The sequence below is a fragment of the Blautia sp. Marseille-P3201T genome (assembly GCF_900120295.1).
Classification (GTDB): domain Bacteria; phylum Bacillota; class Clostridia; order Lachnospirales; family Lachnospiraceae; genus Blautia.
On record NZ_LT635470.1, the window covers coordinates 969,711 to 984,760 of the forward strand.

At 37.4% G+C, this 15,050-nt stretch carries 10 protein-coding genes; 1 reads left to right on the forward strand and 9 read right to left on the reverse strand.

From position 1 onward, the window contains the following. Positions 1-3: 3 nt before the first annotated feature. Positions 4-1,317 carry an efflux RND transporter periplasmic adaptor subunit gene (locus tag BQ7352_RS13150; RefSeq protein WP_072449630.1) on the reverse strand — a complete coding sequence of 438 codons (1,314 nt, stop codon included), beginning with the start codon at positions 1,315-1,317 and terminating at the stop codon, positions 4-6. Positions 1,318-1,549: 232 nt separating this feature from the next. Here BQ7352_RS13150 and BQ7352_RS13155 point away from each other — a divergent pair, with 232 nt between their 5' ends. Further along, positions 1,550-2,635 carry a hypothetical protein gene (locus BQ7352_RS13155; protein ID WP_072449631.1) on the forward strand — a complete coding sequence of 362 codons (1,086 nt, stop codon included), beginning with the start codon at positions 1,550-1,552 and terminating at the stop codon, positions 2,633-2,635. Positions 2,636-2,785: 150 nt separating this feature from the next. Here the strand turns inward: BQ7352_RS13155 and aspS are convergent, their stop codons facing one another. The 8 genes from aspS to BQ7352_RS13195 form a co-directional block, all read right to left on the reverse strand. Further along, entirely contained in the window at positions 2,786-4,591 is a 1,806-nt protein-coding gene (gene aspS, locus BQ7352_RS13160; RefSeq protein WP_072449632.1) for an aspartate--tRNA ligase, read from the reverse strand. 17 nt (positions 4,592-4,608) lie between these two features. Beyond that, the gene (gene hisS, locus BQ7352_RS13165; RefSeq protein WP_072449633.1) at positions 4,609-5,868 is read right to left on the reverse strand and encodes a histidine--tRNA ligase; all 1,260 of its coding nucleotides are present in this window, start codon (positions 5,866-5,868) and stop codon (positions 4,609-4,611) included. Positions 5,869-5,887: 19 nt separating this feature from the next. Next, the gene (hemZ, locus tag BQ7352_RS13170; RefSeq protein WP_072449634.1) at positions 5,888-7,339 is read right to left on the reverse strand and encodes a coproporphyrinogen dehydrogenase HemZ; all 1,452 of its coding nucleotides are present in this window, start codon (positions 7,337-7,339) and stop codon (positions 5,888-5,890) included. A 26-nt stretch (positions 7,340-7,365) separates the two neighbouring features. Then, entirely contained in the window at positions 7,366-7,998 is a 633-nt protein-coding gene (locus tag BQ7352_RS13175; protein ID WP_072449635.1) for an MBL fold metallo-hydrolase, read from the reverse strand. A 9-nt stretch (positions 7,999-8,007) separates the two neighbouring features. Continuing rightward, a complete protein-coding gene (locus BQ7352_RS13180; protein WP_072449636.1) occupies positions 8,008-10,317 on the reverse strand; it encodes a RelA/SpoT family protein in 2,310 nt (769 codons plus the stop codon). A 32-nt stretch (positions 10,318-10,349) separates the two neighbouring features. After that, entirely contained in the window at positions 10,350-10,889 is a 540-nt protein-coding gene (locus BQ7352_RS13185; protein ID WP_072449637.1) for an adenine phosphoribosyltransferase, read from the reverse strand. Between the two features lie 98 nt (positions 10,890-10,987). Next, complete coding sequence (gene recJ / locus BQ7352_RS13190; RefSeq protein ID WP_072449638.1) at positions 10,988-12,703, reverse strand: single-stranded-DNA-specific exonuclease RecJ; 1,716 nt, start codon at positions 12,701-12,703, stop codon at positions 10,988-10,990. A 107-nt stretch (positions 12,704-12,810) separates the two neighbouring features. After that, on the reverse strand, positions 12,811-15,048 hold the full coding sequence (locus BQ7352_RS13195) for a protein translocase subunit SecDF (RefSeq protein ID WP_072449639.1): 2,238 nt from the start codon (positions 15,046-15,048) through the stop codon (positions 12,811-12,813). Positions 15,049-15,050: the final 2 nt, after the last annotated feature.

Below are 15,050 nucleotides of genomic sequence, written 5' to 3' on the forward strand. Positions count from 1 at the left end.
CCTTTACTCCACAGCTGCTTCACCTTCGGACACAGAAGCTTCCGGCTCCTGACCTTCTTCTGGTATCATCTCTCCTTCCGGCATTTCCATATCGCCTTCCGGTATTGCGCCATCTCCCTCAGGCATTCCCATCATATTTTCCGGCATTTCATGAGTAGTCTTTACTCCTTCTTTAAAGAAATCCTGGGGATAAGCCACATAATCAGAAGATTTCAATCCACTCTCAATTTTATACTGCATCATATTCTCATCATAAGTACCCAGCACCACTGTCTTTTTCTCCAGTGTGCCTTTCCTGGACTCTACCCATACATAAGGTTTTTTGTCCACATCTGCAATAAATGCCTCGTCCAGCCAAATTCCTGCTTCTCTTTCCTCTAATCCCATATCCTGTTCAATATATACGTGTTGACCTAAAAGCAGCCCTTCTGAAGACTCTAAATCCACATAAAAAGGATAAGAAGTGGAAGTCATCTGCTGGTCCTGACCACTGCCAAACATCATGCCTTCGTTGCTGTTATTATTAGGATTTTTCGTATCAACTGCTGTATAGGTTCCTCTCCAAACAGCGTCTTTATCAACTCTGGAACGAATAATTGCAGGTGCACCCTCTACAATTTGAGTAATATTCTGTTCATTTACTTTTCCTTTAATCCGATACTCTCCCGTAGCTAAAATTGTCATAAATGCCTGTTGAGAGCCATCGTAAGGGTTCATACTCTCACCATTTGCAGAATTATTAACAGATTTCACTACACCTTTCATTTCACTTGTAACTGTGGAATTTTCAATCTGATTTTTTAATCGGTTAATTTCCACTTCTTTTGCTTTTTTCTCATATTCGCTTTTCTTTAAATCCATCTGCGCCGACTGTATCTGTGTAGTATAAGAAAGCTTATCTTTCTCAGATGCATTTTTCTTTTCTTTCTCCAACTGAGCAACCTGCGCCTTTTGGTTTTCAATATCATTACCGGCTCTTTCCAGATCCAGATTTGCCTGCTGCAGCTCTGTATCCAGTTTCTCAGTATCATAAGTAAACAAAGGAGTACCTACATCAACTTCATCTCCTGTTTTTACCAGAACTTCTTTTACTTCTCTTTCTGTATCCTTTTGAATATCTAAAGTCTTCTGAGACTCCACAACTCCTGCCAGTTTCTGTGTTCCTGCCATATTGTTCATAGAAGAAACACTCATAACATAAGCAATCTCCTCTTTATTCCCTTTCTCCTTATTACGAGCAAAAAAAACTCCTGCCCCAATTATTCCTACACATAATACGGTACAAACTCCAATTATAATTTTTTGTTTTTTCTGCATACTTTACACTTTCCCTTCTTCAACTTTTATTTTACAGCCACCCTCTTAGTATATTGTATGACATCAGTATATCAGAAAACTTATCGTCTGTCCCAGAATTTTTTCTTAATTTTTACAGTGTTCTTTACATTTTTCTTGCAACTTTGTTGCAATGTATTACAGAATATATTGCAACTTCTCCCTGTCTTTGTTAAACTACTCTCTGTATATAAAATGAAAATCGGAGAAAATTATGAATAAGCAAACACAAAAACTATTTCTGGCTCTTTCCTTTTGCTTTTTTGTTTTTCTTTTATCCGGCTGTCTAAGCAAAGAAGAAAAAGCAGTACAGCATGCTGTTGAAAAAGAACTCAATCAATTAAAAAGCACAGATATAAAAACCATTCAAAATTGTATCACTGCCAAAGATCTTCTTCCTTATGATGGTGATACAGAGGAACTGGAAGAAGATATTGCGTCTATCTTTACTTTATTTTATAAAAATTTCCAGTACAAGACTGAAAAAATTACGGTAACAAAAAACAATGCTTCCGCAAAAGTCAAACTTTCTATCCTCGATACAAAAAAACTGGCAAAAGATTTTAGCAAAGCTTCCCTGAAAAAACATATTGAACAAGATGCTGCTCCTACTGCGGTGGAGTTTTCCATTCATGACTCTTATCTGCTGTTAGAAAAACTTTTGCAGAAGAACAATTATAAGACGAAAGAAGTGACTGCCATTCTTTCTCTGGCAAAAGAAAAAGAAACTTGGACAGTGCTTCACACTCCAGAACTTCAAGAACTTTTAACCGGAAATTTTTTATCTTATATAACAGACTGTAACTTATTAAGTCCAAAAGAGATTGTAAAGACACATTTTAGCACCATCCAACAATTTGATGCAGAACAGCTGAAAATTTATCTTTCCTTAGATACCCTTCTGGACACAGAAGATACATACAATAATTCCATTGCCCATGCCATTGCGCAGCAAATCAACACCTGCTTTGACTTTAAAATATTAGATGAAAAGAAAGAAGATACTACGGCTGTAGTCACAGTATCAATTGTAAGTGCAAATTTTCACAGTATTATGGAAACTTATAAAGAAGAATTATCAAAATGGGTAAAAACTTCAGACGCTCTCTCTGCCGGTTCTGAAGGCAGAAGGCAAAAAGAGCAGGAATTGCTCTTATTCTGTATTGAAAATAATCACAACACCGTCTCCCATGATGTGGAAATTCCTTTAATAAATGACGGCGTCAACTGGAAAATAGAAATGAATGAAGAAATTGCCGAAGCTATATTCGGAAACGTACAAAAGGAGTTATTGGATTAAACACATCTCCAGAATATTTATACCTTTTGCACTCAGTCTGCGCTCACTTTGAGCTTGTAATCTCAAAGCGTGCTCGACAAATTCGCTGAAAGGTATAAATATTTTGAATGATTTCTTATCCAATAACTCCTCTTAATTTTTATAGCTTTTCTATTCTTCTGTTGTTTCTTCTTTTTGTGCCACAATGGCAATTCCCAGTTCTTCTAACTGTTTTTCATCTACGATGTCCGGTGCTTCTGACATGAGACAGGAAGCATCTTTTACTTTTGGAAAAGCAATAACGTCACGAATAGAGTCTACCTTTGCCATAAGCATAACCAAACGATCCAATCCGTAAGCCAGACCTGCATGAGGCGGTACTCCATATTTGAAAGCATCCAGAAGGAAGCCAAACTGTTTCTGTGCTTCTTCTTTTGTAAATCCTAAAGCTTCAAACATTTTTTCCTGAACATCGTCCTGGAAAATTCGTACAGAACCTCCGCCGATTTCATTTCCGTTTAATACAATATCATAAGCTTTTGCACGAACTCTGCCCGGATCTGTATCAATGTACTGTAAGTCTTCTTCCATTGGCATTGTAAACGGGTGATGCATAGCTGTAAATCTCTGGTCTTCCTCAGACCACTCTAAAAGTGGGAACTCTGTAATCCACACAAAACGATATTCATTTTTGTCTAATAAATCCATCTGTTTTGCTAATTCCAGACGAAGCGCTCCAAGCACATCCCATACCAGTTTTGTCTTATCTGCTGCGAAAAGTAATAAATCCCCATTTTCACCCTTCATGGCAGCAATTAAGTTCTGCATTTCTTCCTCTTTCATAAATTTCGCAAAGGAAGATTTCACTGTTCCGTCTTCACCAATGGCAATATACGCAAGGCCTTTTGCGCCATAACCTTTTGCAAATTCTACCAATTTGTCAATTTTCTTACGAGGCATAGCTCCCTGACCTTTTGCATTGATACCGCGAACACTTCCTCCATTTTCCAAAGCGCCTTTAAATACCGCAAATTCACAGTCTTTCACTACTTCAGATACATCTGTAAGTTCCATTCCAAAACGTAAATCCGGTTTGTCAGAGCCAAAGCGGTTCATGGCATCAATCCATGTCATTCTTTCAATTGGAAGCTGTACTTCTACACCTAATACTTCTTTAAATAAGAACGCTAACATTCTTTCATTGACATCTAAAACATCTTCCACATCTACAAAGGATAATTCCATATCAATCTGTGTAAATTCCGGCTGACGGTCTGCACGTAAGTCTTCATCCCTGTAGCATCTTGCAATCTGGAAATAACGATCATATCCAGAACACATTAAAAGCTGTTTAAAAATCTGTGGTGACTGAGGAAGCGCATAAAAGCTTCCCGGATGTACACGGCTTGGTACAAGATAATCTCTTGCTCCTTCCGGTGTACTCTTAATCAAAGTTGGTGTTTCAATTTCAAGAAATCCTTCTTTTGCAAGGAACTGGCGCACCAATGTAGAAACTTGTGAGCGAAGCATCATATTTCTCTGTAAATCCGGTCTTCTCAAATCCAGATAACGATATTTTAAGCGAACTTCATCTCTTGTCTTGCTGTTTTCTTCAATTGGGAATGGAGGTGTTTCTGCTTCAGATAAAATACGCAGTTCTGTTGCTCTTACCTCAATTTCTCCTGTTGGAAGGTTTGGGTTCACTGCACCGGAACGTGCTTCCACATGACCTTTTACAGCAATTACAAATTCACTTCTTAAACGTCCTGCTTTTTCAAATCCCTGTTCGTCAATATCTCCATTTTCAAAGATAATCTGCATGATACCGGAACGGTCACGTAAATCTACAAATACAATTCCACCTTTGTTACGGCTTTTCTGTACCCATCCCATTAAAGTTACAGTACTTCCAATCTCTGCCTTTGTCACTTCTGTACATCTGTGGCTTCTCTTAAGCCCCTTCATTGATTCTGCCATGATATAAATTCTCCTTCTTATAATACGGTGTCATTATAAACTTCTGTAATGACAGCATATCCTTCTTTTTCCAACTGTTCTTTTTGGAATTTTTTATTTTTCTTTGCATAAGCAATATTAACACTCTGACCGGCGCTGCGTTCCTCAGCTGCTTTTTTCATTACTTCAAGAAGTTTTTCATTGGAAAGCTTCTTATCAAGCATATAGACTTTCTTTTCTTTTGCTCCTGGAACCTGAAATCCTCTTTCCATAAGCAACATAACAATACGTTCAAATCCAATAGAAAATCCTGTTGCCGGTGTAGGTGTTCCTGTAAATTTGCCAATCATTTCATCGTAACGTCCGCCGCCGCCAACGCTTCCTGCAAAACCGTCAATAGAAATTTCAAAAATTGGTCCTGTATAATAAGACATTCCACGCACTAAAGTAGGATCAAACTCTAAAGTAAAGTTAGCTGTTTTTGCCTGCATAACACTCTCAATAATCGTTGTTAAATCGTCTGCTACTTTTGCATCTAGAAAGCCTTCCAGTTTCTCTTTACAGTAAGCAACACCATCAATGCCATTTCCCATTGCTTTAAATAAGTCCATGTATTTTTCTACACTTTCTTTTGCAAAACCGGACTCTTCTAATTCTTGTGCCACACCATCCATGCCGATTTTATCCATTTTATCCAGAATAATAAACACCTGAGTAAAGGACTCTTCCGGAAATCCGCTGTATGCTGCCATTGCTTTTAAAATTCTTCTGTCATTAATACGGATTGTAAAACTGTCAAAATCAAGTTTTCCTACTAAAGTAGATGTAGCCAGAATAACATCAATCTCTGCTAAAAATGTAGGATCACCTAAAATATCAATATCACATTGCATAAACTGACGAAAACGACCTCTCTGAGGGCGATCTGCGCGGAATACATTTCCAATATGAAGAGCTTTGAATGGCTGAGGCAGTTCATTTGCATTGTTAGAATAAAAACGACAAAGAGGAACGGTCAAATCATAGCGTAATCCACTGTCTACTAAATCATTTTCTTCCTTTGCTTCGTCAATTTTCAGTTTTTCACCTCTTTTTAAAATACGGAAAATCAGTTTTTCGTTATCTCCGCCCTGTTTGCTTGTAAGGTTTTCAATATGTTCTACACAAGGAGCCTCCATAGATGTAAAACCAAACTGCTTATAAGTATCTTTAATCAACCCAATAACATAATCACGAATTTCCATTTCCTGAGGTAAAATATCTTTCATACCGGTTACCGGTTTTTTCTTTAACTTCATACACATCTTCTCCTATCTTTTATATTACAATTCCATCTCTTTTTCTTGCGATCATTTCATCAATACGATTAATATAATTGGTAACGTCTTTCACGTTTTCTATACGTTCAATACGCTGTCCTTTTTCGGAAACAAGCTTTGTAGATGCCCCTGCTCCGGCAGCTATAATGGTCTGTTTCTCTTCCATTATAAGTATATTGTAAATTCCTGCTTTGTCAACTTTTGCATAGCCTACATTTTCCAGATTTCCACACATATTTTTCTGCCGATACAAATAATATGGTCCCATCTGGCAGCTTCTGGCATATTCCATCGCCATTTCCATGATTTCCTGATTGTTTTCAAATCCCATTTCTTCATATTGATCCTTAAACATACGAAGCCTTGCTGCTCGTTTCACAGCCAGCGAATGTATGGTAAGACTGTCAGGATCAAGTTTCTCAATTTCTTTTAACGTATTCTCTACGTCTTCCTTATGTTCTCCCGGAAGACCTACAATTAAATCCATATTAATATTATCAAATCCACATTCCCTCGCCAGCGCGAAGGCGTGTCGTGTATCCTCCACAGTATGATTTCTTCCGATAATCTTTAAGGTTTCTGCATTCATAGTCTGAGGATTTACAGAAATTCTGGTAACAGGGTATTCTCTGATTGCTTCCAGCTTTTCTCTGGTAATACTGTCCGGTCTTCCTGCCTCAATGGTATATTCTTTCACCTGTTCAACAGGGAATTTCTCCTGAATATGTCCCAATAATCTTCGAAGCTGCTCCGGTTCAAGAGTTGTAGGTGTTCCTCCGCCTATATATATGGTATCTAAAGTCTTATCTTTCATGATTTCCGAAATAAAATCAAGTTCTTTTAGCAGTGCATCTAAATAATCATCAACTTTATCACGCCACCTCTCTAAAGGCGAAGAACTAAAAGAACAATACAGGCATATACTTGGACAAAACGGAATTCCCACATATAAGCTGTATCCATTCTCATAATCTATGTTTTTTAAAATTTCTCTTTCTCTGTTAGCTATCGCAATCGAAAGTGCTGTCTTTTCATCACTGGTATAGTATGTTTTTCTCATATAATCTGCGGCTTCTGCATTACTCATACCTGACTCAATAAGTCCCATGGCAATCTTGGTCGGACGAATACCTGTCAAATTCCCCCACGGAAGGGTATGACCGGTTTCTTCTACAAGAAGCTGATACAACACCTGTTTTAATTTATTTTTTCTGATTTTTCTGTCTTCGTTTTCATCAAATACCTGCTCTCCTTCCCGCACTTTATCACCAAAGCACAGTCGAATAAGTATCTTTTCTCCGTAAAGAATAGAAATCAGTTTCTCATAACTTTTTTCCTCTTCTACTTCCTCTGTATAATACATTTCGATATCCTCTTTCGGATAAAAGGCCTTTACCAGAGTGTAGGCATCATATTCAAATTCTCTTTTATTAAAGGAAATTCCAATCATAAGGTTCTTCCTCTTTCTATATTTTCTTATAAGTAAGGATTATTTTTCTTTTCAAACTCTGCATCCGTAGCTTCCCCATGCCCCGGATAAATAACTGTTTTTTCCGGCAGTATGTTGAAAATTTTGTTCAAACTTTTACGCATTTGGCTCATACTTCCTGTAGGAAGGTCACATCTGCCGCAGTTTCCGTAAAATACAGTATCTCCACTGAAACAAGTTTCTTCTTCTTTAATCCAATAACAGCAGGAACCAATTGTATGCCCCGGTGTGAGAATTGTTGTAATTTCAAATCCGGCAGCCTGAATTTCTTCTCCGTCTTCCAGCCAGAAATCGGCTTTTACTTTATACGGAACCCCTGACCATGCTGCAGATAAATTTTGATTGGCATCAGCTAAAAGCATCTCTTCCTCTCTGGCCGCATACACCGGAATATGATAATGCTTTTTCAATTCATTTACCGCACACACATGGTCGTAATGACCATGTGTCAGTAAAATACCAACAGGTTTCCCCTGTAACTTTTCCAAAGCATAAATAATCCTTTCCTGCTCTGCACCTGGATCTACGATTAAGACTTCCTGTGTTTGTTCATTTTTTAAAAAGTAACAATTTGTCTGTACAGGACCTACTACAATCCCTCTCAGCATCATTTTTTTCATAAATTCTCCTTAACCGGCTGTACGCTCAATGTCTTTCACGCTCTCTACCTGTCTGATTTTTTCAATTAAACTGTTTAATTCTTCTTTACTTCTTACATCAAAGCAGATATTAATCGTTGCCATTCCCTGTTTATTAGTCCTTGTATTTAAAGCGAGAATGTCAATTTTTCTCTCCGTAAATATCTTAGAAATATCTACAATTAACCCCGTACGATTGTAAGCGAATACATTGATATCTGCCATATATCGCTCTGCGCTTTCATGAGCAGGTACCTGCCATTCTGCATCAATCAGACGATTTCTGTCCTCTGCCGACATGTTCATTACATTGATGCAGTCTGTACGATGAATGGTTACCCCTCGTCCTCTGGTAACATATCCTACAATTTCATCTCCGGGAATAGGATTACAGCATTTTGAGAAACGTACTGCCACATCGTGAATTCCCTTAACGACAATACCGCCTTTCGATTTGCCGATGTGCAGTTTGTCCTTATGCTCTGCTGTTGCTTCCAATACCTTTTCATCTGTAAGCTCTGCTTTATGATCTTTATTATAAACCTCCAGAAGCTTATTGATAATCTGTCCTTCTTTCAGACCGCCATGTCCTAATGCAGCCAGAACAGATTCCCAGTCACGGAAACCATATTTCTTCATCACAGCTTCCTGATATTTAGGTTTCTGAATTTCTCCAAGAGAAATTGCCTTTACTTTCGCATACTGGATAAGCATTTCCTTACCCTTTAAAATATTATCTTCTTTTAATTCCTGCTTAAACCACTGATTAATTTTATTTTTCGCCTGTGTACTCTTCACTACTTTTAACCAGTCACGGCTGGGGCCTTTGGAATTCTGAGAAGTAATAATTTCTACACGGTCACCATTTTTAATCACATATTCAATTGGAACCAGCTTTCCGTTTACTCTGGCGCCTACCATTTTATTTCCTACTGCACTGTGAACATTATAAGCAAAATCAATTGGTGTAGAGCCATTTGGCAAAGTTTTTACATCTCCTGCCGGTGTAAAACAATATACACTTTCAGAAAACAAATCCAAATCACTTTTTAAAAGACTTAAAAACTCTTTATTATCAGACATGTCGCGCTGCCATTCCAAAATCTGGCGCAGCCAGCTCATCTTCTCTTCTTCTGATTGTGTAACACTGACTTTTCCGTTATTAGAAACCTCTTTATACTTCCAGTGGGCGGCAATACCATACTCTGCTGTTCTGTGCATTTCAAAAGTTCTTATCTGAATTTCAAAGGGCTGTCCGCTTGGTCCGATTAAAGTTGTATGCAAAGACTGATACATATTCGGTTTAGGCATAGCAATATAATCTTTAAACCGTCCCGGAATTGGTTTATACATTTCATGGATAATACCAAGCGCCGCATAACAGTCGCGCACCGTATCCACAATAATTCGTACAGCAAATAAATCGTAAATCTGATCCAGTGTTTTGTCCTGATTTACCATTTTCTTATAAATACTGAAGAAATGCTTAATTCTTCCGTCTATCTGAGCATTGATAGATGCCTTTTCAATATGACTTCGCACATCCCCTACAATCTGGTCAATAAATGCCTGACGCTCACTCTTTTTCAGATTTATCTTTTCTACCAAATCATAATATACTTCCGGTTTCAGATATTTAAGAGATAAATCATCCAGTTCAATCTTCACCTTAGAAATACCAAGACGTTGGGCAATGGGAGCATAAATGTCCATAGTTTCTCTGGCTTTTTCTTTCTGCTTATGAGGCGGCATATACTTTAGAGTTCGCATATTATGCAAACGGTCTGCCAGCTTAATCAAAATAACACGGATATCCTTGGCCATTGCCAGAAACATTTTTCTTAAATTTTCAGCCTGAACTTCCACTTTATCAGCAGAATAGCTCAGCTGTCCTAACTTTGTTACACCATCTACTAAAAGTTCTACCTCTGCACTGAATTCCTCACGGATTTCCTCTGATGTCATAACGGTATCCTCTACCACATCATGGAGCAGTCCCGCTACAATAGTCTCTTTATCAAGCTCTAAGTCTGCCAGAATAATTGCTACGCACAAAGGATGAATAATATAAGGTTCACCGGATTTTCTGACCTGTCCTTTATGTGCATTGTTGGCAATTTGGAATGCCTTGTCAATCATGGAAATATCAGCAGATGGATGGTATTTCCGAACACTGCTTATAAGCTCTTTATAGAGCACTTCCGGACTGGTGAAATCCTCCATGGTTTTCACGCTGGCATCTGCCTTTTTAATTTTTTCAATTTCTTCTGCTTTTAAGGCAGCTTCTTTTTTTTCTTCCATAAAAAACGTCACCTCTTATCCATCACCTGATTTTATTTTCCTTCATAACAAATTACAGATTGAACGTCATATTTCTTTAATCTTTCTCTGCCTTTTAATCCTGCAAGTTCCATAAGGAAGACTAATTTTACAACTTCTCCCCCAAGACTTTCAATGAGTTTAGCCGCTGCCTCTACGGTCCCTCCTGTAGCAATTAAATCATCAATAATTACTACTTTTTGTCCCGGTTTAATCGAGTCCTTATGCATTTCAATTACAGCGCTTCCATATTCTAAATCATAACTCTGCTCTACGGTTTCACATGGAAGTTTTCCCTTTTTTCTCACTAACACAAGAGGTTTATGTAAATTATACGCGATAGGAGCTCCAAAAATAAATCCTCTTGATTCTGTTCCTACAATAACATCAACATCCACGTCTTCTAATAACTTCTGCATAGAATTAATTGCAAGCGCAAATCCATCTGCATCTTCCAAAATACTGGTCACATCTCGAAAAATAATTCCTTCCTGCGGAAAGTCAGGAATACTTCTGATATATTCTTCAATTTTTTTCTTTTTACAACTTTCCATCATTTTCCCCTGCCCTTTATATCAAATTGTGTCGTTTTTGTGATTTTTATGTGGTTTAGTATATCATCTTTTTTCTGCTGACGCAAATTTTATTTTTCTTATCGGATATTTTGAATAATCATTTCAATATTCTCTCTGCCTTGAAAAGAATTAACAGATGGATAATAAATTACATCCCACAATTCCTTTTCTTTCAATCTTTCTGCAAACTCATCTCCGTCCCCAAACCAAACGCATTCTACTGAAAAGCCAAATCCATCCTGAGCCGTCATTTTTACCACATTTCTATTCTTTCCCAAAACTCTGCATTTAGAAAACCGAATATCTTTTTGTGCAAAAACAGGCTTTGTATTTCCTTTTCCAAAGGGTTCTAACTGTCCCAGCTGGCGGATAAGAGGAATCGTTACATAGGACATTGGCATAGGAACATCAATCACCACTTTTTCTATCATATCTTCATCCGTTAGTGTGCAGTTTTCATTTAACTTTCTGCGAAACTTTTCAATATTTTCTTCTTTCATAGAAAGCCCCGCTGCCATGGGATGTCCTCCAAACTTTGTAAGAAGTTCCTTACATTTTACCATTTCCTGAAACATGTGATATGCCTCAATAGAACGTCCTGAACCTTTTACACCTTCTTCTCCTTTTGTAAGCACAAAAACCGGTTTTGTATACCTTTCCCGAATACGCCCTGCAATAATTCCCGCCAGACTTTCGTGACACTCAGGAAGATAAACCACCAATACTCTGTCCTCTTTCAGCTCTGTGTTTTCAATTATCTCCACAGCTTTCTCTACACCTTTTACTGTCATATCCTTACGGCTGTCGTTTAACTCTTTCAGGTCTTCTGCTAATACAGATGCTTCTTTTGTATCTTTTGAAAGCAGCAGCTCCAAAGCTCTTTTTGCCGTACTTAATCTTCCGCTGGCATTAATACATGGTCCTAATACAAATCCAATATGATATGCTGTAATTTCTCTGTTCTCTAAATTGTTGACACGAATAAGCGCTTTTAAACCTTCATTATCCGTGTTCTGGATGCGCCTTAATCCTTCTTTCACCAAAATCCTGTTTTCATCTACCAGATCCATAACATCTCCTACAGTAGCAATTGTTGCAAAAGGAATAAGCTTCTCTATTTCAGAAAAAGAAATCTGCATTTTTTCAAACAATCCCCATACCACCTTAAATGCAACCATTGCTCCACAAATTTCTTTAAAAGGATAAGGACAGCCTTCCTGCTTTGGATTTACAATAGCATCTGCATTCGGCAAAAATCTTTGAATACTTCCATCTTCTTTTTCTTCATACGGAATTTCATGATGATCTGTTACCAAAACTGTCATATTCTTCTCTTTTGCAAATGCAATTTGTTCTATGGCGCTAATCCCATTGTCGCAGGTAATAATCGTGTCAATTCCTTTTTCGTATGCCCGCTCAATAAGTTCTTTACTAATGCCGTATCCATCTTTCATTCTGTCCGGTATATCTACATCCACCAACGCATTTGCTGTTTTCAATCCTTGAAGAAGAATGTATGTAGAGCAAACGCCATCAATGTCATAATCTCCGATAATTCTGATTTTTTTCTTCTGCTTTATCTTTTGAATTAAAATATTTAATAAGTCTTCAATTCCCTTCAATTGTTTCCATGAATGTAAATTTCTGATTTTCCCATGAAGGTACCGATCAATTTCTTCATCTGTAATATATTCTCTGTTCCTGATTAATCTTGCAATCACAGGGTCTACCCCAAAACGATTACTAATCCCTTGAAAATCTGCTTTTTTTGCAGAAACTACCCATTTTTCCATTTTATCACCTTATAATTCCAAAAAAGGAGTTGTCACTTTAAGTGCATATACAGAATATTTTAAATACCCTGATTGCTATTTAATGTAACAACTCCTTTTTTCTAAGTTTAATTCTGTTTTTTAAATTTTTTCTTCATAACATACCAAAGAGCACCTGTAATACATACAGAAGAATATCCACCGCATACAATACCTACCATAAGAGGCAATGCAAATTCACGGATAGAAGAAACTCCCATAATAAATAACAGGAATACCATAATGAAGGTTGTCAGGGAAGTATAAACACTTCTTGTAAGTGTCTGTGTGATACTGGCATTTACTAATGTTTCCAAATCAAATTTCTTACCTGCACCTGCAAGGTTTTCTCTGATACGGTCAAAGATAACAATCGTTGCATTGATAGAGTAACCTACAATAGTCAGCATACATGCAATAAAAGTATTTCCTACAGAAACCCTTGCCACTGCATAGAATGCAAGAACTACTAATACGTCATGAAGCAAAGCAATAACCGCACTGCTTGCAAAACGAATATCCTTAAATCTGAACCAGATGTATAAAAGCATCAGTACAGTAGCTACAATAACGGCTTTTACTGCATCTGCACGCATTTCACTGCTGACAGTAGAAGAAATGCTCTCTGATGTAATATCTTCCTGTGCTACACCAAAGTTATCTATTAAAGCTGTCTCTAATTTTTCTCTCTGTTCTACATTTAAAGTTCTTGTTTTAATAATAACCTGATTATTTCCTACTACTTTTGTCGCCTGAACATTTTTATCACCTGTAACTTCTTCTACTAAAGGTGTAAGCTTTTCATCGATTTCTGCAATACTCATATCCTTGTCAAATTCTACATTTGTAGAAGTACCGCCCTTAAATTCCAGACTATATTTCAGGGACTCACCTGTTGTACCTTTGAAAATCAACATAGAAACAGGCGCACATAAAATTAGGATAAGAGATACAGCAAAAAATACTTTTCTCTTCTGCAGGAAAGGAATTGGTGTTCTTTCTTTTCTCTTTCCGTAAAATTTCTCATCTCTTACACCTACTGCATATACTGCATACATCAGATATTTAGATACTACTAATGCTGTAAACATAGACAGTACAATACCAAGCGCCAGAGTCTGTGCAAATCCTTTTACCGTTCCGGAACCCAGCCAGTTCAATACAAAGGCAGCAATTAAAGTAGTAATGTTACCATCGAAGATTGCAGAAAACGCTTTCTTAAATCCATTCTGAAGCGCAGTTCTGACACTCTTTCCGGCTGCAATTTCTTCCTGAATACGAGCGTAAATAATAACGTTGGCATCTACCGCCATACCGATTGACAGAATAATACCTGCAATACCCTGCAAAGTTAATGTCAAATCAAAAGCATTTAAAGCAATCAAATCAAGACATACATAAATAATCAAAGCAATACCGGATACAAGTCCCGGAATACGATATACAAAAATCATAAATAAAATGATTAATGCAAGACCAATAGCTGCTGCTGTTAAACTGGTGGAAATTGCTTTTTCACCAAGCTGTGCCGCAACCACGCTGGAACGAAGTTCACTTAATTCTAACTTCAATCCGCCAATACGGATAGTAGATGCCAGATTTTCTGCTTCTGCTGCATCTTTCATACCATCAATCTGTGCCTGACCATCTTTGATTTCCTGTTTTACACTTGGAACGCTGACAAAAGTTCCGTCATAATAAATACCAATGGTATCATTTCCCGCTTCCACTGCTTCTTTTGTAGCAGCAGCAAATTTATCTGTTCCTTCTTTTGTGAAAGATAAACTAACTACATTGACATTATTTTTTAAGTCATCCTGAGCTACTGCAGCTTTTGCATCTTTGATATCTGTTCCTGTAAGAACAATACCGCCATCCGCTTCGATTTCTTCAATCGTTTTTGTCAGTTCATACTCATTTGTTTCTGCATTATATGTATAGTTCTCTTCACCGGCAGAGTCTTTGTGCTCAATAAAATACAGGGAACCAGGTTTTCCCAGTTCTTCTAAAATTTTATTAGCATCTTTTGCTCCGGGAATTTCTACGATAATACGGTTTTCTCCTTCTTTGTAAACCTGCGCTTCTGTACTATAGTTTTCCACACGTTTCTGAAGTTTGTAAATGGTATCTGCCATTTCATCTTCTGTAGGTGACTCTTTTGATGCTTCATATGTAATACTTACACCGCCGGATAAATCCAGACCTGTCTTAATATTCTTTGCAGCACCTGTACCGGTAGGTCCAAATCCCACTGCTGAGGTAAAAATCAGAAATCCTGTAATGATTGCTGTTAAAACCAGTACAAGTATCCCTCTGTTTTTCTTCATTG

Bases quoted from the DNA above. Each gene is read 5' to 3' on its own strand.
- hemZ (WP_072449634.1), bottom strand. From the start codon at position 7,339: ATGATTGGAATTTCCTTTAATAAAAGAGAATTTGAATATGATGCCTAC.
- BQ7352_RS13195 (WP_072449639.1), bottom strand. From the start codon at position 15,048: ATGAAGAAAAACAGAGGGATACTTGTACTGGTTTTAACAGCAATCATT.
- BQ7352_RS13180 (WP_072449636.1), bottom strand. From the start codon at position 10,317: ATGGAAGAAAAAAAAGAAGCTGCCTTAAAAGCAGAAGAAATTGAAAAA.
- BQ7352_RS13185 (WP_072449637.1), bottom strand. From the start codon at position 10,889: ATGGAAAGTTGTAAAAAGAAAAAAATTGAAGAATATATCAGAAGTATT.
- BQ7352_RS13155 (WP_072449631.1), top strand. From the start codon at position 1,550: ATGAATAAGCAAACACAAAAACTATTTCTGGCTCTTTCCTTTTGCTTT.
- hisS (WP_072449633.1), bottom strand. From the start codon at position 5,868: ATGAAGTTAAAGAAAAAACCGGTAACCGGTATGAAAGATATTTTACCT.
- BQ7352_RS13150 (WP_072449630.1), bottom strand. From the start codon at position 1,317: ATGCAGAAAAAACAAAAAATTATAATTGGAGTTTGTACCGTATTATGT.
- BQ7352_RS13175 (WP_072449635.1), bottom strand. From the start codon at position 7,998: ATGAAAAAAATGATGCTGAGAGGGATTGTAGTAGGTCCTGTACAGACA.
- aspS (WP_072449632.1), bottom strand. From the start codon at position 4,591: ATGGCAGAATCAATGAAGGGGCTTAAGAGAAGCCACAGATGTACAGAA.
- recJ (WP_072449638.1), bottom strand. From the start codon at position 12,703: ATGGAAAAATGGGTAGTTTCTGCAAAAAAAGCAGATTTTCAAGGGATT.